Origin of the sequence: Allokutzneria multivorans (assembly GCF_039537405.1) — a bacterium.
GTDB lineage: Bacteria > Actinomycetota > Actinomycetes > Mycobacteriales > Pseudonocardiaceae > Allokutzneria > Allokutzneria multivorans.
The window spans coordinates 190,296-210,974 of the sequence record NZ_BAABAL010000017.1 but is presented as its reverse complement, the minus strand read 5'-3'; the positions used below and the strand labels follow the sequence as shown (position 1 = coordinate 210,974).

The following is a 20,679-nucleotide window of genomic DNA, read 5'->3' as shown; positions in this document are numbered from 1 at the left end:
GGAACGTGGTTGTCCGGAGGGAGTGGATCGTGGGCTGCCGCGATGTCGCGGGCCGACGGCGGTCGTTGACGGTGCTGGTGAACCAGGGACAGGTCGTGGTGATCTCGCCGCCGGGCGAGGCGGCCGTGCTCGCGCCCTTGGAGGTCGGTGAACTGCGGTCCGCGCTGCGGCAGGCGGCGATGGCGGCAGTGGGTGCCGAACTGTGAGCGAGCAAGCAGGAGAACAGGCGTCTGAGCTGACCGTTCGGAGCGGGACGGTCAGCGACGCCGCAACGGTGCTCGGGCTTTTCGACGACGCGGTGCGCTGGTTGACGGTCAAGGGGCAGACCGGCCAGTGGGGCACCACCCCGTTCTCGGAGAGTCCGAAGCGCGTCCTGCAGGTGGAGCGGTGGTGCGGCTCCGGCGGGCTGCACATCGCCGAACGGTTCGGGGAGGCGGTCGGCGCGCTCGTGCTGCTGCCGGAAGCCCCGGACCACGTGCCCGCCTCCGACGAACCCGAGCTGTACGTCAGCGGCCTGGTCTCTGGGCGGCAGGCCGCTGCGCGCGGTGCGGGTCGGGCCTTGTTGGAGGCGGCACACCAGAAGGCGGTGGCGGCGGGGGTCTCCCGCCTGCGGGTCGATTGCTGGGCGGGTGGTGACGGCGCGCTCGTGGACTTCTACGTCTCGGCGGGTTTCACCAGGCTGCACGGCTTCGAGGTCGGGGACTGGCCGGGCCAGGTCCTCGAACGGCGCCTGCGCCGCCACCCCTGACGGGGGCTCGGCACGTTGGTCCCCTGCTTCCTGCGTGCCGAGCCCTCAGCTCTTCCTACTCACGGGTAGGTAGTGTCAGTATCGAGGGGTGACCTCCTACCTGGTGACCGGCGCGACCGGCTTCGTCGGCGTTCGGCTGGTCGAAAGACTGCTTCGGCGCGCGACGTGCGAGCGCGTGTTCGTGCTGGTCAGGCCCGGTTCCAGGGCGAAGTTCGACGAGCTCGCGCAACGCTGGCCGCAGGCGGAGCGCGTCTGGCCGGTGTCCGGCGACCTGATCAGCCCGGGTCTCGGGCTGGCCGAGGACGACCTCGCGCGGCTCTCCGGCGTCGAGCACGTCGTCCACCTCGGCGCGAGCTACGACCTCACGGCCGGTGAACCAGCCGCGCGGGCCGCGAACGTCGACGGCACGCGCCACGTCGTGGACCTCGCCACCCAACTGGGCGCGAAGCTGCACCACGTGTCCTCGGTCGCCGTCGCGGGCGAGCACAGCGGGCCGTTCACCGAGGACGACTTCGACCTGGGGCAGCGCTTCGGCTCGCCGTACCACTCGACGAAGTTCGAGGCGGAGCGCGTCGTCCGCGAGAGCGCGGGCGTCCACTGGCAGGTCTACCGGCCGGGCGCGATCGTCGGCGACTCGCGCACGGGTGAGATGGACAAGATCGACGGCCCGTACTACTTCTTCGGCGCGCTCGCGGAGCTGTCCCGGCTGCCCGCGGCACTCCCCCTCGCCGGGGCCGATCTGGGCACGACCAACCTCGTGCCGGTGGACTGGGTCGCTGACGCACTGGACCGCTTGGTGCACAACGACTTCTTACCCGGGAGGACCTTCCACCTCACCGCGCCCGGCGGGCAACCGCTGACCTCGGTCTACAACGCGCTCGCCGCTGCGGCCGGAGCGCCGAAGATCGCGGTGACCGCGCCCGTGCCCGTTCCGGTGCGAGCGCTGGCGAAGCTGCCCGGCTTGGGCAAGGTCCTCGGCGTGCCGCCGGAAGTGTTGCCGCACATGGCGTTCTCGGCGAGCTTCGACCGCTCGAACACCGACCGCGCGCTCAGCGACCTGCCGACGCCGGAGTTCGGGGAGTACGCGGACCGGTTGTGGCGCTTCTGGAAACGGCACCTCGACCCGGATCGCGCGCGGCGCCCCAGGGCGGGTCTGCGCGGGCGGCGGATCGTGATCACCGGTGCCTCCTCCGGGATCGGCCGGGCGACGGCGTTGCAGGTGGCGAAGCTCGGCGCGGTGCCGCTGCTGGTCGCCCGGCGCGCGGAGGAGCTGGAGTCGGTGCGCGAGGAGATCGTGCACGAGGGCGGCCAGGCGCACGTGTACCCCTGCGACCTGACCGACACGGAGTCGGTGCGCGCCACGGTGAAGCGGATGCTCAGCGACCACGAGGGCATCGACATGCTGGTCAACAACGCCGGGCGGTCGATCCGGCGCGGCGTGCTGAACTCGGTGGACCGCCTGCACGACTACGAGCGCACCATGGCGATCAACTACTTCGGAGCGGTGCGCCTGGTACTGGCCTTGTTGCCGCACATGACATCCCGCCGCTTCGGGCACGTGGTGAACGTGTCGACACAGGGCGTTCAGCTCGCCACGCCGAGGTATTCCGCTTACCTGGCCTCGAAAGCGGCGTTGGACATGTTCAGCCGGGTGGTCGCGAGCGAGACCGTCGCCGACGGGGTCACCTTCAGCACCGTCCACATGGGACTCGTCAGGACCCCGATGAGCCAGGCGACCTCGGCATACGACCGGCTGCCCGCCGCCACCCCGGAGGAGGGCGCCAGGTTGGTGGTGCGCGCGCTGACCCGACGGCCCAAGCGGGTCGGCTCCCCGATCGGAGCACTCGCCCAGGCCGCCTACGCCGTCACCCCCAAGGCGGTTGATCGCGCCATGCACCTGCTGTATCGCCTTATGCCGGAGGCACCACGGCGCACGCCCTGACCATCCACTGTGGAGGGACGCGAAGATGCGGTTCACCCGGTCAGCCCAGAGATTTGCCCAGAGACTCACCCAGCGCACGGCGAACCAGGCGAAGGGACTGCTGGTGCTGGCCAGGAGCCGCGTGCTCGTCCCTCGCAGCCCCGACCGGCTCATCAGGGCGGCGCAGGCGTTGCGCAAGTACGAGTACAGCATCGCGGCGGGCTACGCCTCCGGTGCGGCGCTGCACCCCGACAGGCCGGCGATCATCGACGAGCTGGGCTCGCTGACCTGGGCCGAGGTGCACGACCGGACGACGAGGCTCGCGCACGGCCTCGCCGAGCACGGGGTGCGCGCCGGGTCGCACGTGGGAGTGCTGTGCCGCAACCACCGCGGCTTCGCCGAGTCGATCGCCGCGCTGGCCAAGCTCGGCGCGCACGCCGTGCTGCTCAACACCGGCGCGAGCCCCGCGCAGCTCGGCGCGGTGCTGCGCGAGCAGGAGATCTGCCTCGTCGTCGCCGACACCGAGTTCCGGCCGATGCTGGTGAACGCGCCGCGCGGGGTGAAGCGCGTGACCGCGTGGACCGACGGACCGACCCGGAGCACCACCGTGGAGCAGCTGATCGCGTCCTCGCCCGCGACCGAGCTGCCCAAGCCGTCGGCGTCGCGGCTGGTCGTGCTGACCTCGGGCACGACCGGGACCCCGAAGGGTGCGCGCAGACCGCACCCCAAGGGGCTGCTGGGCTCGGCCGCGCCGTTCCTGTCGCGCATCCCGCTGCGCGCGGGCGAGCCGATGTTCATCCCCGCGCCGATGTTCCACAGCTGGGGCATCGGGGCGTTCCAGATCAGCCTCGTGCTCGGCTCGCCGATCGTGCTGCGGCGCAGGTTCGAGCCCGCCGACGCGCTCGCCACGATCCAGAAACACCGCTGCGCCAGCATGTTCGCCGCCCCGGTGATGTTGCAGCGGATCATGGAGCTGCCCGCCGAGCAACGGCGGCGGCACGACACGTCGTTCCTGCGCACGGTGGCGTGCACGGGTTCCGTCCTCCCCGGCGCGCTCGCCACCGACTTCCTCGACGCGTTCGGGCCCGTGCTCTACAACTTCTACGGCTCGACCGAGGCGTCGTGGGTCTCCGTCGCCTCGCCCGAGGAACTGCGGATCGCCCCTGGCACAGCCGGAAAACCTCCGCTCGGCACGCGCTTGGCGATCTTGGACGAGGACGGCCGCCCGGTCTCGCGCGGGCGCACCGGACGGATCTTCGTCGCCAACGAGATGCTCTTCGACGGCTACACCAACGGTTCCGGCAAGCAGGTCGTCGACGGCATGCTCTCCACCGGCGACATGGGCTACCTCGACAGGCACGGCCTGCTCTTCGTGGCGGGCCGCGACGACGACATGATCATCTCCGGCGGCGAGAACCTGTACCCGCGCGAGGTCGAGGACGTGCTCGCCGCGCTGCCCGACGTCCGAGAGGTCGCCGTGGTCGGCGTGCCAGACGAGGAGTTCGGCCAGCGCCTGGCCGCCTACGTGGTGCCCGCCAACGGCGTGCTCCTCGACGCCGACGAGCTGCGCAAGCACGTCCGCGCCACGCTCACCCGCTTCTGCGTGCCGCGCGAGGTGACCTTCCTCGACGCGCTCCCCCGCAACGCCACCGGCAAGGTCGTCAAACGCGACCTGACCTAGCGCCGGGTTCACCAGTCTTCAAGACCCGCAAACCCCCTCCCACACGGTCGCCAACCGCTACAAACCCTCGTGCGCGGGCGCGGTGGCGCACAGGAGGTTTGGGGCGGTTGAAGACCTCCGCGACGGGGGTTTGGTGGTCTTGAAGACTGCCCTACCTCCGGCAGCCCGCGAAGTGCGACCGGCTAGACGAAAGTAGCGAGCGGCGCTGACCAAAGGCGCGTTCTTCTGCCGAGTGCGCCGCGGGTGGGGCAGAGTGTGCGCGTGAACACTGCTGAACCGCGTCTCCAGCTGCGTCTGCGCCCGCCGGCCAACCAGGTCAGCCGCAAGGCGATCGCCTGGTGGGCGATCCAGGCGGGGATCGAGTGGCTGGTGCTCGTCGGCGCGCTCGTGGCGGCCCGCTTCTTCTTCGACTGGACCGGCCCGTGGCCGACGACCGCGCTGGTGCTGGCGATCGTGCTCGGCGGGGCGCACACGGCGGTGATGCCGTTGTGGCGCTACCGGGTGCACCGCTGGGAGACCACCGAGCAGGCCGTGTACGTGCAGTCGGGCTGGTTCTGGTTGGACGCGCGGGTCGCTCCGGTGTCGCGGGTGCAGACGGTGGACATGAAGCGCGGCCCGTTGCAGCAGTGGCTCGGGCTGGCGACCGTGGTGGTCACCACCGCTTCGGCGGCGGGCCCGCTGGAGATCGCCGGGGTGGACCACGACGTCGCCACCCGCATGGTCGACGAGCTGACCGCGGTGGCCGAGGCCGCGCAGGGTGATGCGACGTGAGCCAGCAGGCGAACGACTTCACCGACCTTCCCGCGGCGCCCCCGCTGGAGGAGCCGGACACGGAGTGGCACCGGCTCAACCCGAAGGTGATGATCGCCGACCCGCTCAACGAGATCGCCAGCGTGCTCGGCGTCCTCGTGCTGATCCTGGTGGTGCGCGGGCGGTTCGAGCTGGGCTTCTGGGAGACCGCGGTGGCGCTCGGCGTCTCCGGCAGCCTCATCGCCTACGCCATGGTGCGCTGGCTGACCACGCGCTACCGCGTCACCGCCAAGCACGTCGAGCTGCACACCGGCTGGCTGGTCAAGAAGCACCGGCAGGTGGCGCGGGACCGGCTGCGCACCGTGGACCTCAAGGCGTCGGTGCCGCACCGCCTCGTCGGGCTGTCCGTCGTCCGGCTCGGCACCGGCCGCCAGGACTCCGGCACCGAGGACGAGCTGACCCTCAACGCGATCACCAAGGCGCAGGCGGAGGCGCTCCGACTGACCTTGCTGCGCCGGGAACCCGCTCCCCAACAGGAGGAAAGCCCCGAAACGTCCACAATGGACACTTCGGACTCCCCGGTCACACTTCTGTCCAAGATGGACCCGAGGTGGCTGAGGTTCGCGCCGCTGACGCTCTTCGGCGTGATCGCGGTCGGCACGCTGTTCGGTGGTGCCGCGGCGGTCGCCCGGCAGATCAAGGTCGACCTGTTCCACATCGGGCCGGTGCAGGCCGTCGTCGACTGGTTCACCACGAACTCGTTGCTGACCACGATCCCGGTGGTCGTCGCGGCCGCGCTGGTGATCTCCAGCATCGCGGGCATCGCCCTGTACGTGATCTCCTACTGGAACTACGAACTGAGCCGGGAGGAGCACGGTTCGCTGCTGGTGCGCTACGGCCTGCTCGAAGTCCGTTCGGTCTCCATCGAGCAGAAGCGCATGCGCGGGGCCAAGGTCGAGGAACCGCTGCTGCTGCGCACGGGCAAGGGCGCCAAGTGCAGCGCCATCGCCACCGGCCTCGGCACCGGGGAAGGCAGCGGCATGCTGCTCCCCCAGGCTCCGCGCGCCGAGGCCCACCGCGTCGCGGCGGAAGCCCTCCAGCTCGCCGTGTCGCCGACGACCGCCGTGCTGACCAGCCACCCGCGCGCCGCGCTCGTCCGACGGCTTTTCCGTGCCACAGTGCCGGTTCTGGTGCTCGCGGCGATCCTGGGCGGACTGCGGATCTACCTGTCCTTCCCGGACTGGCCGTGGATCGTGGCCCTGTGCCTGCTGCCGGTGTCGCTGCTGCTGGGCGTCGACCGCTACCGCAACCTGGGGCACGCGTACACCCACGACGACTACCTCGTCAGCCGCTCAGGCTCGCTGGTCAGGCAGACCGTCGCGCTGCACCGCCACGGCATCATCGGCTGGAAGGTCACCAGGTCGATCTTCCAGCGACGGGCCGGACTGGTCACGCTGCACGCCACCACCGGCGCGAGCACCGGCCGCACGGAGGCCGAGTCCGGCGCCTACTCGGTGGAGGACCTCGGCGAGTCCGACGCGCTGGCGCTGGCGGAGACCGCTCTCCCTGGTCTGCTCACCCCGTTCCTGGTCTCGTTCACCGTTGACCGTTGAGCGCGGACGGTAAGGGATAGGCTCACCCGCGTGACGGAACGTCTAGTGTGGATCGACTGCGAGATGACCGGCCTGGACCTGGGCAAGGACGCGCTCATCGAGATCGCGGCCCTGGTGACCGACGCCGACCTGAACGTGCTCGGCGAGGGCGTGGACATCGTGATCCACGCCGATGACAAGGTGCTGGAGAGCATGCCGGACGTCGTGCGCGACATGCACGCCAAGTCCGGGCTGACCGAGGAGGTCCGCCGTTCCACGGTGACCATCGAGCAGGCCCAGCGCGCGGTGCTCGACTACGTGCGCGAGTGGGTCCCGGACAAGCGGACCGCTCCGCTGGCGGGCAACTCCATCGCCACCGACCGCGGCTTCATCGCCCGCGACATGCAGGAGCTGGACGCGCACCTGCACTACCGGATGGTCGACGTCTCCTCCATCAAGGAGCTGTGCCGCCGCTGGTACCCCAAGGTCTACTACGGCCAGCCCGCGAAGGGGCTCGCCCACCGTGCGCTTGCCGACATCCAGGAGTCGATCGTGGAGCTGGCCTACTACCGGCGCGCGCTCTTCGTCCCGCCGCCCGGCCCCAGCACCGAGAAAGCCCAGGCCATCGCCGCCGAGCTGGTCGCGGAGCAGGCCAAGGGGTAACCCGATTTCGCTCACGCGGGGCGGCACGCTACGCTGATGCGGCTGCCTCGGCGGCAACGAAATGCAGTGGGTACGAAACGCAGTGGGTACGAATACGGTGGGTGTAGCTCAGCTGGTAGAGCACCTGGTTGTGGTCCAGGAAGTCGCGGGTTCAAGTCCCGTCACTCACCCCAACGGAAGGGCCCCGCACATCACGTGCGGGGCCCTTCCGCTTTCCCCGCGCCCGCGGGTCCGTCCTCTGTGGACGATCAGGCACCGGAGATGTGCAGCCGCCACAAGGTCGCCGTCAGCGGCGGCCTGCCGACCTTCTCCGCCTCGCACCAGGCGCCGACCGAGCCCTGGCGGATCGAGGCGGCCCGCTTCTCGCACTTGGCGAAGGTCGGGTACAGCTCGGGGGTCGGGTTCGCGAACGCGCTGGCGGGCGCCACCGCGAGCGCGCCAGCCGCGACGGCCGCGACGGCGGCACCGGTGAGAAGGGACCTGAGAACTCTCGCCATGATTCGTCTCCTGCAATGGAACAAAGGGGTCGGGGCGGAACTGTATCCCACATACATCTGAGACGGACGGAAAACCGTCTTTCGCAAAGAAATACCACCTTCGACCCATGTAGCAGCGCCCCACCTGCTGTTTCGATGTGCGCCGTGCGCGGTCGACGCGCCACAAGAGCGAAGGGCGCACTCATGAGCAAGTCGAGCGCGGCATGCCTCACCTCGACCGCCACGGTTTCCTGGGGTGACATCTTCCGGCCCAGCGAAACAACACTCCACGTTCCAGAAAATGCAGAAGACATACGGAGTTATCTGTGCGCGCACGAACCCGGTTCGCCGTAGCCGCGGCGGCCGCCGCCGCCATGACGAGCCTCGCCACCACGACGGCGAACGCCTCCGCCACTGACGACCTCGCCCGCACGCGGTGCGGCGTTTCGGTGAAGGACGGCCATGCCGTCATTTACAACCACTGCGACGAGAACACCTCGGTCGTGATCCGGATCGACCCGTGGCTCGGCGATGCCTACACGAAGTGCGTTCGCCCGGGCATCACGACCCTCGGCACCATCTTCTCGGTTCGCGACGCCTGGTACGACGGCCACCTCTGCTAGCCGGTCCGGCCCACAAAGACAACGCCCGGTCCCTCGTGTGAGGAACCGGGCGTTTCTAGTTTGTGCGCCGCCAGGGACTCGAACCCCGAACCCGCTGATTAAGAGTCAGCTGCTCTACCACTTGAGCTAGCGGCGCTTGTTTTGTTGTTGTCCTTTCGGACGGGAGAAAACTTAGCACAGGGGGTCTCACGGTTCCCAATCGGCTGGTCAGAGGCGGTTTCGGGGCCTCAGCGGGGCCCGTCCCCGCAGGACGGGGACCCCGCGTGGCCGACCGGAGTGATCAAGGTTACGTTCGGCTCCCCCGGGGGCGCTCCCGCGAGCAACCTGCGGACTGATTTTTGCGTCAGAGGAGTGGTGAAGGCGACAGGAGCTACGCCCTGTTGCTTCACCCGGGGCACTCGCCTCGACCGGGTGGTGTAGCACACTGGATCGTGCACAGCCTGTGGGAACGAGCGGAACGGACGGTCGCCGATGTTGGTGCCAGGAAGCCCGAAAGATCGAGTCGTGCTGGGGCGGCGCCGCGCGCTCGCGGTGGGGACTCTTGGGCTGGTGGCCGCGTTCGTCTCCGGGTGCACCGGTGGTGGGGGCGGTCAGGGCGCGCCGGGGGGCGGCGGCCAGCCCGGCGGGGGCGGCTCCACGCCGACCACGCCGCCGGGCCCCGCGACGCTCGCGCTGGTGCCCGCCGAGGGCTCGCAGGGGGTGGCGCCGGGTGAGCCGGTGACCGTCACCGCGACCGGCGGCAAGCTCGGCGAGGTGAGCCTGCTCAACCCGGACGGCAAGCCCGTCGCGGGTCAGGTTTCGCAGGACGGTCTCAAGTGGACCTCCACGGAAACCTTGGGCTACAACAAGTCCTACACGCTCAACGCCACCGCGACCGGTACCGACGGCAAGCCCGTGACCGCGAAGTCGGCCTTCAGCACGGTGAAGCCGCGCAGGCAGGCGTTCGTGTCGATGAACCCGCTCGACGGTCAGACCGTGGGCGTCGGCCAGCCGCTGGCGTTCATCTTCGACGTCGCGCCGCCGAACAAGGAGGCCGCGCAGAAGGCCATCCAGGTCACTGCGGAGCCCAAGGCCGAGGGCGCCTTCTACTGGTTCTCCGACAAGGAGGTCCACTGGCGCCCGCGCGAGTACTGGAAGCCGGGCACGAAGGTCAGCATCGACGTCAAGGTCTACGGCAAGGACCTCGGCGGCGGCATCTACGGCCAGGAGGACCGCAAGGCCGCCATCACCATCGGCGACGCGGTCATCGCCGAGGCCGACGGCGGCTCGCACCAGATGGTCGTCAAGGTCAACGGCCAGGTGGTCAAGGAGATGCCGGTGTCCCTCGGCAGCGCCAAGTTCCCGTCGAACAACGGCATCCACGTGGTGACCGAGAAGCACCCGACCAAGGTCATGGACTCGACGAGCTACGGCCTGCCGCTGGACCGGGGCGGCTACCGCACCAAGGTCAACTGGGCGGTCCGGATCTCCAACGGCGGCGAGTTCACCCACGCCGCGCCGTGGTCCGTGCGCGACCAGGGGCGCCGCAACGTCAGCCACGGCTGCATCAACATGTCGACCGAGAACGCCAAGTGGTACTTCGACACGGTGAAGAAGGGCGACATCGTGGTGATCACCAACTCCGGCGGTCCGGACCTGAGGTCCTGGGACGGCTTCGGGGACTGGCAGATCCCGTGGGAGGAATGGCTCAAGGGCGGCAAGAAGTAGCCCTCGCGAGACAGCGGCGCCGGTGGATCACCACCGGCGCCGCTGTCGTTTCTGGGCGTGCTGTCAGTCCGTGAACACAAGGTCCGCGACGGCGAGCGCGCCGGTCGGGTTCACGTCGAGCGCGAGCGCCACGGTCGCGACCTTGGTGAGGTCGACCCCGGCGAACGCGGTCAGCGGCACGCGCACCTGGTTGAGGTGCAGCTTCGGCACCACGTCGCCCTGCGCACCGGACACCAGCGGGTAGTCCAGCGCCTTGCCGAACTCTGAGGCCTTCACCGACGCGGACTTGCCGGTGGTGTCGGTGAGCACGATCCGCAGGTCCTGCGGCTGGCCCGCGACGTTGGCCGCGTCGCTGAAGTCGACGCCGCCGCGGAACTGCAACGCCTTGTACTTCTTCACGTCACCGTGTTGCGCGGGGATCTCGTTGGTGACCGTGCCACCGGTCGCGGCCCACGCGGTCCTGCCCGCGATGACGCCGGAGAAACCCCATCCGCGGTGCGGCTCGGTCAACCGCGTGCCCGGCTTGCTCAGACACGATCCGGAGGCAGGTTCGACGCCAGAGCCACCACACCTGGTCTGGGTCGCTCCGGTCGCGGTGACCTTGCCCCCCAAGGTGTTGGTGTCCCGGAAGCCGTCCTGCCGGTTGACGTCCAAGCGCTGTCCCGACGCGGCGGGCGGGTGGTAGGAGACGTTGACCGTGGCCGGGGCGATCGACGCCGGGACACCGGTCTCGCCGCGCCACAACGGCCCCAGAGCTTTCTCGCCGCCGAGGTAGTGCCGGAAGAAGCCGCCGATGTAGCCGATGCCCACGTTGCGCTGCTGCTGCTCGGTGAGCCGGGTCGGCTTCGAGGGGTGGCAGGGCGAGCTCGCGTCGCCGCGCCAGTCGTCGACCGCGCCTTGCAGCCCGCTGCTCGGCGTCCAGTTGGTGTTGAAGTAGTTGTGGTTCGCGCCGAGCACGGTGACGTTGTTGCGCGTCGCGCGGTCGGTGTTCACGTAGTAGCGACTGTCGTCGTAGTAGTGCACGCCTTGGAGGTCCGAGACGTCGCCGTCGCAGTCCGGCTGGAGCGTGGCCATGGTGATGCCGACCGGGATGCGTCGCTCGAAGTCCGTCGCGGCGAGCGGCAGCAGCGCGCGCAACTTGTAGGGCTTTTCGCGCAACGCGTTCTGCGCGACGGCGTTGACCACACCCTCGCCGCCCCGCGAGTGGCCCATCAGGCCGATGCGGGTGAAGTCGAAGGAACGCGTCACCGTGATCGGCACGGGGCCGCCGGGCTTGGAGCGCCACTCGTTCCACAGGTCGAGGTGCTTGAGCACGAGTTCACCGCGCGCCCGCTGGCCGTACTGCGGGTCGAGCGAGTCGTTGCCGTTGATCCCGTTGGCGCTGAGGGAGATCACCGCGTAACCGTGGCTGGCGAGCTGCTTGGCGACGTAGTCGTAGCCGAGGTGGCTGGGGATCGGCTCGTAGCCGGTCGGGCACGGCCAGGCCAGCTTCGGCCTCGGCTCGGTCTTCGACATGCACGTGACGTGCCTGCCGTGCAGGAAGACCACGACCGGGTAGGCGGAGTCAGCCAGCTTCTCCGGGTGGTAGACCTGCCCGGCCAGCTCGACGGGCTTGGGGAAGCCGTTGGGCTGGAACGCCTCGTTCCCCAGGTCGTAGGAGGCCTCAGCGACCTTGTGCGGGCCCGGGGTGAGCGGGTCCACCTGCGGCGCGGCGCTCGCGGAGCCGGTGACCGTCCCGGCCAGCGAGGCGGCGAGGACGGCGGCAGTGGTGGCGGTGGTGGCAAAGAATCCGATGCGCTTCACTTGCCCTCCTCCTTCAACTGGCCGATCGGCCTCGCCTGCTCGGCGCCGTAGCGGACGGCCACCTCGGCGCCGGAGCGCGGCTGCGGCAGCGCGACGCGGATCGCGGTGAGGTCCTCGGTGGGGATGCCCCTGCCGACCGGCTGGCCGTCGACGAGGACGGTGTAGTCCAGCGCGCGCACCGGGAAGTCACCGGAGACGGTCAGCCGCAGCAGCGGGGCCCGGTCGGTGTGCGTGGTGATCTCGTCGGCGACCATCGACGGCCCGCGCGCGATGACACGGCCCTCGGGCGCGCTGCGCACCTTCTCCGCAACGCCCGCGTCGGGTGCGGGAACCGCCTGGCGCGCGGCGGGCTGCTCCGCGACCGGCGCGCGCGGCACCTCGAAGCCGGGCTCGGCGTCGGCCCGCCCCCGGGCGCTGATCCAGGACACGCTGGCGATCACGGCCACCAGCAGGGCGGCCACGACGACCACCTTCACGTTCCCCATCCGGGAACCCCGTAATACACGCACAGTTCTCCCCATGCTCCGAAATCGGACACATCCACTTCGAGGACGCCGTCCTCAGGAGCGGGGTTCGCGCGATCGGCTTCAGAGTCCCTGATATGCCGCCAGGAACTCGAAAACGAATACTTCGGACAGGGCCCTCTCGAACCGGCCGAAAGTTGATCACCGCAGCTCAGGTCCGCTAGGGGTGAGCACGGCTAGGGGTGCGGGGCAGGTTAGGGGTTGGCCGGTCCCTTGCCGCGACTTAGGTTGTGCGATATGGCTGATTGTCGTATCTGCGGCGGCGTTCTCACCGAATTCTACGATTTCGGACGCCAGCCCCTCTCCGATGCTTTCCTGGAGCCGGACAAGCTCGAAGGCGAGTTCTTCTTCCGCCTCGCCGTGGGTCTGTGCTCGGACTGCACCATGGTCCAGCTCATGGAGGAGGTCCCGAGGGACAAGATGTTCCACGAGGACTACCCGTACTTCTCCTCGGGCTCCTCGGTGATGCGCAAGCACTTCGAGCTGACCGCGCGGAAGTTCCTGGAGACCGAGCTCACCGGCCCGGACCCGTTCATCGTCGAGATCGGCTGCAACGACGGCATCATGCTGAAGACCGCGGCCGAGGCGGGCGTCAAGCACCTCGGTGTCGACCCCTCCGGCGGGGTCGGGGAAGTGGCTCGCGGCAAGGGGATCCGCGTGCGCACCGCCTTCTTCGAGGAGTCGACCGCGGTCGAGGTGGCCAAGGAGGAGGGGCACGCGGACGTCATCTTCGCCGCGAACACCATCTGCCACATCCCGTACATGGACTCGATCTTCCGCGGCATCGACGCGCTGCTGAAGCCGAACGGCGTGTTCGTCTTCGAGGACCCGTACCTGGGCGACATCAACCAGCGGACGTCCTTCGACCAGATCTACGACGAGCACTACTACCTGTTCACCGCGCGCTCGGTGCAGGCCATGGCGCGCAAGTTCGGCTTCGACCTCGTCGACGTCGAGCGCTACCCGGTGCACGGCGGCGAGGTGCGCTACACCATCGCGCGCGCCGGTGCCCGTGAGCCCAGCGCCGCCGTCGCCGAGCTGATCGCCGAGGAGACCGCGGCCGGCCTGGCAACGCTGCCGACCCTGGAGGCCTTCGGCGCCAAGGTCACCAAGATCAAGGAGGACCTCGTCGCGCTGCTCACGAAGCTGCGCGAGGAGGGCAAGACCGTCGTGGCCTACGGCGCCACCGCGAAGAGCGCGACCGTGGCGAACCTGTGCGGGCTGAGCTCCGAGCTGGTCTCCTTCGTCTGCGACACCACGCCGCAGAAGCAGAACCGCCTCACCCCGGGCACGCACATCCCCGTGCGCAGCCCCGAGGCGTTCAGCAACCCCTACCCGGACTACGCGCTGCTGTTCGCCTGGAACCACGCCGAGGAGATCATGGCGAAGGAGAAGGCGTTCCGCGAGGCCGGCGGCAAGTGGATCCTGTACGTCCCCGAGGTGCACGTCCTCTGACCCACCCGCTCGCCGCACGACGATCAGCGACAGCTGGGACCGGCCGCCCCCTGCACGCGGCCGGTCCCAGCCAGAAAGGCGAGCACCACCGCAGCGCCGCGTCGTCCGACGTGGCGCTCGTTCTTTTCTGCCCCTTCGCGCAAAAAGGCCCGACCACGGTGGCCGGGCCTTTCTCCGGGTTGGGTCAGCGCATGACCTCGATGACCTTGCCGAAAGCTTCCATTGCCGGTTCCATCACCGTCACATAGTTGATCCCGTACACCTCGCGGTTCTCCCTGAGCTGTTCCGCGATCTGCCCGGGAGTTCCGATGGACAATGTCGGAGCCGCGAGGATCTGCTCATCGTCGAGGTGCGGGGCGAAACGCCTGACCTGCTCCAGCGCGGACCGCCGGTCATCGGTGATGATGGTCGCCTTGGAAAGAATGTTGTATTCGAGCTCGTCGGCCCTGGCACCGGCGGCGCGGCGGGCGAACTCGGCCCGTTCCACCATTTCCTCCGCCGTCGCGATGACCATGCGGCCGTACTCCGGGCGGTACTGCGCGCCGACGAAGCTGACGATCTCGGCGTTGCGCGCCGCGAGCCGCAGAACCCGGTTTCCATGCCCTCCCACCAGCATCGGAGGGTGCGGCCGCTGCACGGTCTTCGGGTGCTCGGGGTCGTTCAGCAGGCGCTGGAGCTCGTCGATCGTGTTCTCCAGCTTGTCCACCCTGCTACCAGGAGTGCCGAAGGGAATGCCCGCCTTCTCGAATTCCCATTCGACGTAGCCGGTGCCCAGTCCGAGTTCGAGCCTGCCTTCCACGAACTGGTCCACCGTGACCACGTCCCTGGCCAACAGGGTCGGATTGTGGAAACTGGTGTTCAGCACGTAGATGCCGATCCTGGGCCGTTCCGTCGCTTCTGCGGCGAGGATCACCGAGGGGAACGGGGACGGCAGGTTCACGTGCTCGCAGGCGGAGACGACGTCATAGCCGAGTTCTTCCGCGCGGCGGCACTTCGCCACCCACTCCGCGCGCGAACACGCTTCGGACACCAGAACAACGCCGAAACGGAACGGCGCAACCATGTCGCTCTCCTGCCTGCCGATCACGCGTACAGCCGGATTGCCCCATCGTAACCGTCCATCACACCATTGCCGCCCCGCACAAGAAGAACTTTCAGCGATTTCCCACCCTCTGGCGCAGCGCACGCGCCGAGCAGGAGAATGCCCCCATGCCGACGCGCCTGCTCTGGATGGTCAACATCGCGCTCGTCGCGGTGGTGCTGGTGCTGCTCGCGGCCGAACAGTCCCTGGCCGCCACCTTCGCCGCACTCGCGTCAGTCGCCTTCTCCGCCTATGTGTCCACAGTGGACAGAAAACGGCGGCGCGCCGAGTTCGTCGCCGCGCACACCTCCGTCGACGCCATCCTGGAGACCGAGGACCTGAGCCGGTTCCGCGAGATCCGCGACCACGAGGGCCACGTCCGCGCGGTCCGCGAGGTGCGGCGCACCTACTCCGGCATGGAGCTGACCGAAGCCGTGAAGCTCGTCGAACAGCTCTGACCGCCACCTCGCCCGCCCGGAAGTCCTCCCGTCTTCAAGACCCACAAACCCCCGCTCCAGAGGTCTTCAACCGCCTCAAACCCGCGAGCCACCAAGGGTGTGAGGCGGTTGAAGACAAGCGCGAGCAGAGTTTGCCGGTCTTGAAGACTGGGGAACTTTGGCGCGCGCATAGTGGCGGGACAGCAGCGGAGTGCACGTGTGTGATGGCGGAGCATGCGGGTTGCGGTGGGCGGAGCGAAGGAGCGCGCGGGCGAGGTGGTGACTGCTAGGCCGTGTCCTGCCCGCCATCGGGTTTGCTGGTCTTCAAGTCCCACGAACCCCCACCTCGGCGGTCGTCAACGACGGCGAACCTCGGGGCGACGCTGGGTTTGCGGCGGTTAACGATGATCGACAGGGCGGTTTGCTGGTCTTGAAGACCCGCGAACCTCCACGCGCCGCGGTCGGGGCAGAGGAGGCTGTGGTTGCGCGGGGCGGTTAGGTGTCCACCGTTTGGGTAACAACCGGGTGGCTTCACCTGCGAGAAGCCGGAACCGGAGGGCCCCGATGATCACCGCTGACGCCGGATCGGCACGGTTGCACCACAAGTCCGAGAGTCACTGGGTGATGCGGGTCGGCGAGCTGGAGTTCCGGATTGAGCACGACCCCGACGTGCCGCCGCCGATGTGGGCGTTACGGGACACGTTGCTGTGCCACGGCTTCCACCCGTACCCGAGCGATCTCCGCGCGTGGGAGCTCGCGCCGGAGACGACTCGGATACGCGTGGTGCGCGACCCGGAGTCCTTGCCGTACAACGAGAAGCCGGTCAGGCATCGCGCCGTGGCACAACTGAGGAGCCGCTCGCTGCGCTCCCGCCGGCGCTAGCGGGTCGTGGTCGTCACGACCGGCCGACGGGTCGTCGTGGTCAGCACGGGCCTGAACGTGGTCGTGGGCCGGACCGTCGTGGTCGTCGGCCGGGGCCGCGTGGTTGGCAGCGCGCGGGTGATGCCCGGCTCGGGCGGACACGCCGTGCGGGCGTTCTCGGTGGCCGCGACCAGCCAGAACCGGCTCACCTGGGTCAGCAGCACCAGGGTGATCGTGTTGCCGGACACCCCGAGGTGGAACCGCCCGTTCAGGCAAGCGGCGAGGTTGCCCTCGATCCGCAGCGTGTAGAGGTCGCGGACGTCGCGGTTGGCGATGCGCTGCTGGATCACCAGCAGGTGCCCCTCCGCCTCGTCGACGACGGGCAGGTCGGCGCCGAGGGTGATCCGGCCGAGCGGTGTCACGAAGGTCTTGTCGTAGGAGAAGGTCACATCGCCCTTGCTGTTGATGCCGAAGGCGATCGGCAGGAACGGCGGCGCCAGCTTCAGCGTTCCGTCCGCACCGCACCCCGTCGTCATCACGAGCACGAGCAGGGCGATGACGCCCCGTATTCGCCAGTTCATGGCCACCCCTGTCAGCCCGGGAGTGACCCATGATCCGCGCGGCGGAGATCACCGAGGGCACGGCGGCATCACAGAACAACTCAGCGGATCAACTCAGCCGGAGCGCTGTTCGACGAGCGTCTTCAGCCGTGCCAAGGTTTGCTCGATCGAACGGGCGTTCCGCCTGGGGTAACCCAGCAGCTCCAACGCCTTCGGCGAGCGCGCGGTGCCCCAGTCGAAGCTCTCGGTGACCCTGGTGCCGTCCTCGGTCGGCTCCAGCGCGTAGCGCCAGCGGTGGTGGCCGGTGTGCCGCCAGGCGATGAGCCGGTCGGCCTCGAACTCCACGACCTCGTTCTCGATCCGGTACGGCAGCAGGACCCGCATCCGCATGCCGAACTTCGCGCCCAGCTCCAGGCGCTCCGGCCCGTGCAGCTGCCCGCGCACGCTGCCGGAGCCGTCGAAGTTGGCGTGCTCGTAGGGATTGGCCAACACCTCGAAGACGCGCTCCGGCGGGGCGTTGATGACCACAGTGCGCGAGACGACCTGGTTCGCTGCCATGAGACCAACCTAGTTCAGCGCGGCAGCTTGACCACCGTGACGAAGAAGTCGTCGATGCGCTGGACGATCTCCACGAAGCGGTGGAAGTCCACCGGCTTGGTGACGTAGGCGTTGGCGTGCAGGTCGTAGCTGCGCAGGATGTCCTCCTCCGCCTCCGAGGTGGTCAGCACCACAACGGGGATGGTGCGCAGCGACTCGTCCGCCTTGATCTCGGCGAGGACCTCGCGGCCGTCCTTCTTCGGCAGGTTCAGGTCGAGCAGGATCAGCCCCGGCCTCGGCGCGTTCGCGTGCGCGCCCTCGCGGCGCAGGAAGGCCAGCGCCTCGACGCCGTCGGGGACCACGTGCAGGCTGTTGCGGATCTTGTGCAGCTCGAAGGCTTCCTGGGTCATCAGCACATCGCCCGGGTCGTCCTCGACGAGCAGGACGTCGAAGGGGGTGAGCGGGGTCTGGTCAGTCATGGTCACCTTCGGTCGTCTGCTGTGCTTCTGTCTGTTCCGGGACGGCGGGCAGGGTGAACACGAAGCGCGTCCCGCCCCGGTACCCGGTGTCCAGCCGGATGGTGCCGCCGTGGTGCTCGACGATCTTGCGGCACAGGGCGAGGCCGATGCCCGTGCCCTCGTAGGCCTCCTTGGCGTGCAGCCGCTGGAAGATCACGAAGATGCGCTCGGCGTACTGCGATTCGATGCCGATCCCGTTGTCGGAGAAGGAGAACTCCCACATCTCACCGAAGCGCTCCGCCTCGATCCGCAGCCGGGGCGGTTGCTCGCCTCGGAACTTCACCGCGTTGCCGATCAGGTTCTGGAAGACCGTGGTCAGCAGCGACGCCTCACCGCGCACCACGGGCAGGTCCCCGGTGCGGATCTCCGCGCCGCTGTCCTCGATGACGGCGGCGAGGTTGCGCTCAGCCTGTGCGACCAGCTCGGCGCTGTCGAGTTCGCGCTGCTCGCCGCTGGTCCTGCCGACCCTGGAGAACGCCAGCAGGTCGTTGATCAGCACCTGCATCCGCTTGGCGCCGTCCACCGCGAAGTCGATGTACTGGTCCGCCCGGTCGTCGAGCTGCCCCCGGTAGCGGGTGGCCAGCAGCTGGCAGAACCCCGCGACCTTGCGCAGTGGTTCCTGCAGGTCGTGCGAGGCGACGTAGGCGAACTGCTCCAGCTCCGCGTTGGACCGCTGCAGCTCGCGGGCCTGTTCGTCGAGGGCGCGGTGGGCCTCCTGCAACGCCCCCAGCTCACGCAGGATGTGCCCGCGCATCTCGTCCACGTCACGCCCGAGGTCGACGATCTCGCGGGGGCCGCGCACTTCGAGCTGGTGGTGGAAGTCGCCGCCGGCCACGCGCCTGGCCTCGGCGCTCAGGTCGGCGAGCGGCCGCAGCACCACCCGCCGGGTGCCGAGGAACAGCGCGACGATCGCGAGCACCAGCAGCACCGCGACCGTGACGCAGACCGTGATCAGGGTCCGGGCCGCGCCGTCCACCAGCCGCTGCGAGTTCGCGCGCAGCAGGTCGTAGTGCTCGGTCTGCCGGTTCAGCGCGGCGCGCACCTCGTCGAAGAGGATCTTGCCGCGCGCGGAGTTCCCGATGTCGCCCGAGGCGCCCCGGGTGTGCACGATCTCCAGGGTCGGCTCGACGTAGCCGCTGAGCCACGCCCGGTTCGCCGCGTCGACCGTCAGCAGGTTCGCGCGCTCGACCGCGCCGCCGTTCTTGATCAGCTCGGTGAGCCTCGCGTACGCGTCCATCGCCTGGCGCTCACCGGTGCGGTACGGCTCCAGGAAGTCGGGGCGGCCGGTCAGCACGTAGCCCCGGACGCCGGTCTCCTGGTCGAGGAACGCGGTGGTCATCGTCTGCGCGAGCCGGGCGGCGGGCTGGACGTAGGTGGTTCCGGTGCGCCTGGCGTCGGTCAGCTCGGTGATCGCGTAGGCACCCAGCACGATCGCGCTCACCGCGAACACCAGCAGGAACGCTCCGGCCGCCAGCAACCAGCGGCTGAGGGAACGCGTCACCTCGGCCGCCGGTAGTTCGACGTCAGCAGCAGCACGGCCACGTCGTCGGTGAGGCGCTGGCCGTGCAGGGCCTCGGTCCGCTCGACGAGGTGGTCCAGCAGTGTGTGCGGGTCGGAGCGCCAGCGCGGGTCCTCGGCGATCCGCTCCTCGACCAGGCCGTGGAGTCCTTCCACGCCAAGGCGTTCCGGTCCCTCGCCCACACGGCCCTCGATCAGCCCGTCGGTGTAGAGCACCAGCGCCCAGTCCTGCGGCAGGTCGATGGTCATCGGCAACCAGCTCGCCTGCGGGTCGATGCCCAGCGGCATGCCCGCGTCGTCCCTGGGCACGGCGACGGCCCGGCCGCCGCTGAGCAGCAGCGGCTCCGGGTGCCCGGCCAGGTGCATGGTCGCGGTCTGCTGGTCGGGGCTGACCGAGATCGTCGCGATCGTCGCGAAGACACCCCTTCGCAACCGCTCCGCGAGCAGAACCTGTTGCAGCGTCCGAAGAATCACCTCGGTCGGCTGACCGGAGAGCACGAGCGCGCGCCACGCGATGCGCAGGCACACCCCGACGGCCGCCTCATCGGGACCGTGCCCGCAGACATCGCCGATGACGACGTGCACCGTGCCGTCCTCGGTCTGCACCGCATCGTAGAAGTCCCCACCGACGAGCATGGTGGCTCCGCCCGCGCGGTAGCGGGCGACGAAGGTCGTGTGCGGGTCGCGCAGCAGCGGCGAGGGCAGCAGGCCGCGCTCCAGCCTGGCGTTCTCCTCACCGCGCAGCCGCTCCTCGTCGAGCTGGCGCTGGGTCTCCTCCGCGCGCAGGCGCTCGATGGCGTAGCGGATCGCCCTTCCGAGCAGCCGCCCGTCCACATCGCCCTTGATCAGGTAGTCCTGGGCGCCCGCCGCGACGGCGTCGACGCCCTGCTGCCGGTCGTCGTGGCCGGTGAGCACGATGAAGGCGACGCTGCCCGCCGCGCCGACCGAGCGCAGCCTGCGCAGGCCGTCGAGCCCGGTCGCGTCGGGCAGTTGCAGGTCCAGCAGCACGCAGTCGACGCGGCGGCCCAGGATCTCCGCCTCGGCGTCGGCGAGGGTGCGCACGCGGTCGAGGCGGACGCGCTCGTTCTGCAACGCCAGGTGTTCCTCGACGAGGAAGGCGTCTCCGTCATCGTCCTCGACCAGAAGGACGCGGATGTCGCGCTCGCCGAGCCGAACGGGTCCGGGCACAGCGGCCTCCCTCAGACGGATCCCGTCGATCGTACG

21 protein-coding genes and 2 tRNA genes are annotated in these 20,679 nt (G+C 69.4%); 13 read left to right on the top strand and 10 right to left on the bottom strand.

Going from position 1 to position 20,679, the window contains the following annotated elements; genetic code table 11:
- Positions 1-5: 5 nt before the first annotated feature.
- The 8 genes from ABD798_RS22135 (at position 6) to ABD798_RS22100 (ending at position 7,528) form a co-directional block, all read left to right on the top strand.
- Positions 6-206, top strand: coding sequence for a hypothetical protein (locus ABD798_RS22135; RefSeq protein ID WP_254235670.1), 201 nt, complete (start codon positions 6-8; stop codon positions 204-206).
- Positions 203-748 (top strand): GNAT family N-acetyltransferase, encoded by a 546-nt coding sequence (locus ABD798_RS22130; protein WP_344877812.1) that lies wholly within the window; start codon positions 203-205, stop codon positions 746-748. Before ABD798_RS22135 ends, ABD798_RS22130 begins: the two co-directional genes overlap by 4 nt.
- An 88-nt stretch (positions 749-836) precedes the next feature.
- On the top strand, positions 837-2,690 hold the full coding sequence (locus ABD798_RS22125; protein ID WP_344877810.1) for an SDR family oxidoreductase: 1,854 nt from the start codon (positions 837-839) through the stop codon (positions 2,688-2,690).
- 25 nt (positions 2,691-2,715) lie between these two features.
- Positions 2,716-4,350, top strand: a complete 1,635-nt coding sequence (locus ABD798_RS22120; protein WP_344877808.1) for an AMP-binding protein — start codon at positions 2,716-2,718, stop codon at positions 4,348-4,350.
- A gap of 261 nt (positions 4,351-4,611) precedes the next feature.
- Positions 4,612-5,121 (top strand): PH domain-containing protein, encoded by a 510-nt coding sequence (locus ABD798_RS22115; protein WP_344877806.1) that lies wholly within the window; start codon positions 4,612-4,614, stop codon positions 5,119-5,121.
- Positions 5,118-6,713 (top strand): PH domain-containing protein, encoded by a 1,596-nt coding sequence (locus tag ABD798_RS22110; protein WP_344877804.1) that lies wholly within the window; start codon positions 5,118-5,120, stop codon positions 6,711-6,713. Before ABD798_RS22115 ends, ABD798_RS22110 begins: the two co-directional genes overlap by 4 nt.
- 30 nt (positions 6,714-6,743) lie before the next feature.
- Positions 6,744-7,355 (top strand): oligoribonuclease, encoded by a 612-nt coding sequence (orn, locus tag ABD798_RS22105; protein WP_344877802.1) that lies wholly within the window; start codon positions 6,744-6,746, stop codon positions 7,353-7,355.
- A 97-nt stretch (positions 7,356-7,452) separates the two neighbouring features.
- A tRNA-His gene (locus ABD798_RS22100) sits at positions 7,453-7,528 on the top strand.
- Between the two features lie 75 nt (positions 7,529-7,603).
- Here the strand turns inward: ABD798_RS22100 and ABD798_RS22095 are convergent.
- On the bottom strand, positions 7,604-7,852 hold the full coding sequence (locus ABD798_RS22095) for a hypothetical protein (RefSeq protein WP_344877800.1): 249 nt from the start codon (positions 7,850-7,852) through the stop codon (positions 7,604-7,606).
- A 305-nt stretch (positions 7,853-8,157) separates the two neighbouring features.
- Here ABD798_RS22095 and ABD798_RS22090 point away from each other — a divergent pair, with 305 nt between their 5' ends.
- Entirely contained in the window at positions 8,158-8,454 is a 297-nt protein-coding gene (locus ABD798_RS22090) for a DUF6355 family natural product biosynthesis protein (protein WP_344877798.1), read from the top strand.
- A gap of 63 nt (positions 8,455-8,517) precedes the next feature.
- Here ABD798_RS22090 and ABD798_RS22085 read toward each other — a convergent pair.
- A tRNA-Lys gene (locus ABD798_RS22085) sits at positions 8,518-8,590 on the bottom strand.
- 368 nt (positions 8,591-8,958) lie between these two features.
- On the opposite strand from ABD798_RS22085, the gene ABD798_RS22080 reads away from it, so the two are divergent.
- Positions 8,959-10,161, top strand: coding sequence for a L,D-transpeptidase (locus tag ABD798_RS22080; RefSeq protein WP_344877796.1), 1,203 nt, complete (start codon positions 8,959-8,961; stop codon positions 10,159-10,161).
- A 63-nt stretch (positions 10,162-10,224) separates the two neighbouring features.
- Here ABD798_RS22080 and ABD798_RS22075 read toward each other — a convergent pair whose 3' ends face one another.
- Entirely contained in the window at positions 10,225-11,964 is a 1,740-nt protein-coding gene (locus ABD798_RS22075) for a poly(ethylene terephthalate) hydrolase family protein (RefSeq protein ID WP_344877794.1), read from the bottom strand.
- Positions 11,961-12,449 carry a hypothetical protein gene (locus ABD798_RS22070; protein ID WP_344877792.1) on the bottom strand — a complete coding sequence of 163 codons (489 nt, stop codon included), beginning with the start codon at positions 12,447-12,449 and terminating at the stop codon, positions 11,961-11,963. The genes ABD798_RS22075 and ABD798_RS22070 overlap by 4 nt, the downstream gene beginning before the upstream one ends.
- 276 nt (positions 12,450-12,725) lie before the next feature.
- On the opposite strand from ABD798_RS22070, the gene ABD798_RS22065 reads away from it, so the two are divergent.
- Entirely contained in the window at positions 12,726-13,943 is a 1,218-nt protein-coding gene (locus tag ABD798_RS22065; RefSeq protein WP_210407895.1) for a class I SAM-dependent methyltransferase, read from the top strand.
- A 184-nt stretch (positions 13,944-14,127) separates the two neighbouring features.
- Here the strand turns inward: ABD798_RS22065 and ABD798_RS22060 are convergent, their stop codons facing one another.
- On the bottom strand, positions 14,128-15,006 hold the full coding sequence (locus ABD798_RS22060; protein WP_344877789.1) for a TIGR03621 family F420-dependent LLM class oxidoreductase: 879 nt from the start codon (positions 15,004-15,006) through the stop codon (positions 14,128-14,130).
- A gap of 146 nt (positions 15,007-15,152) precedes the next feature.
- On the opposite strand from ABD798_RS22060, the gene ABD798_RS22055 reads away from it, so the two are divergent.
- Together ABD798_RS22055 and ABD798_RS22050 are read left to right on the top strand one after the other, a co-directional pair.
- Positions 15,153-15,482 carry a hypothetical protein gene (locus ABD798_RS22055; RefSeq protein WP_344877787.1) on the top strand — a complete coding sequence of 110 codons (330 nt, stop codon included), beginning with the start codon at positions 15,153-15,155 and terminating at the stop codon, positions 15,480-15,482.
- A 543-nt stretch (positions 15,483-16,025) separates the two neighbouring features.
- On the top strand, positions 16,026-16,343 hold the full coding sequence (locus ABD798_RS22050; protein WP_344877785.1) for a hypothetical protein: 318 nt from the start codon (positions 16,026-16,028) through the stop codon (positions 16,341-16,343).
- Here ABD798_RS22050 and ABD798_RS22045 read toward each other — a convergent pair.
- The 5 genes from ABD798_RS22045 to ABD798_RS22025 form a co-directional block, all read right to left on the bottom strand.
- Positions 16,340-16,903 (bottom strand): hypothetical protein, encoded by a 564-nt coding sequence (locus tag ABD798_RS22045; protein ID WP_344877783.1) that lies wholly within the window; start codon positions 16,901-16,903, stop codon positions 16,340-16,342. The two genes, ABD798_RS22050 and ABD798_RS22045, sit on opposite strands and share 4 nt — an antisense overlap.
- 93 nt (positions 16,904-16,996) lie before the next feature.
- Positions 16,997-17,440: an SRPBCC family protein gene (locus ABD798_RS22040; protein WP_344877781.1), complete on the bottom strand. Its 444-nt coding sequence runs from the start codon at positions 17,438-17,440 to the stop codon at positions 16,997-16,999.
- A gap of 14 nt (positions 17,441-17,454) precedes the next feature.
- Positions 17,455-17,898: a response regulator gene (locus ABD798_RS22035; RefSeq protein ID WP_086819753.1), complete on the bottom strand. Its 444-nt coding sequence runs from the start codon at positions 17,896-17,898 to the stop codon at positions 17,455-17,457.
- A complete protein-coding gene (locus ABD798_RS22030; RefSeq protein WP_344877777.1) occupies positions 17,891-19,438 on the bottom strand; it encodes a sensor histidine kinase in 1,548 nt (515 codons plus the stop codon). Before ABD798_RS22030 ends, ABD798_RS22035 begins: the two co-directional genes overlap by 8 nt.
- Positions 19,435-20,643: a PP2C family protein-serine/threonine phosphatase gene (locus ABD798_RS22025; protein ID WP_344877775.1), complete on the bottom strand. Its 1,209-nt coding sequence runs from the start codon at positions 20,641-20,643 to the stop codon at positions 19,435-19,437. The genes ABD798_RS22030 and ABD798_RS22025 overlap by 4 nt, the downstream gene beginning before the upstream one ends.
- Positions 20,644-20,679: the final 36 nt, after the last annotated feature.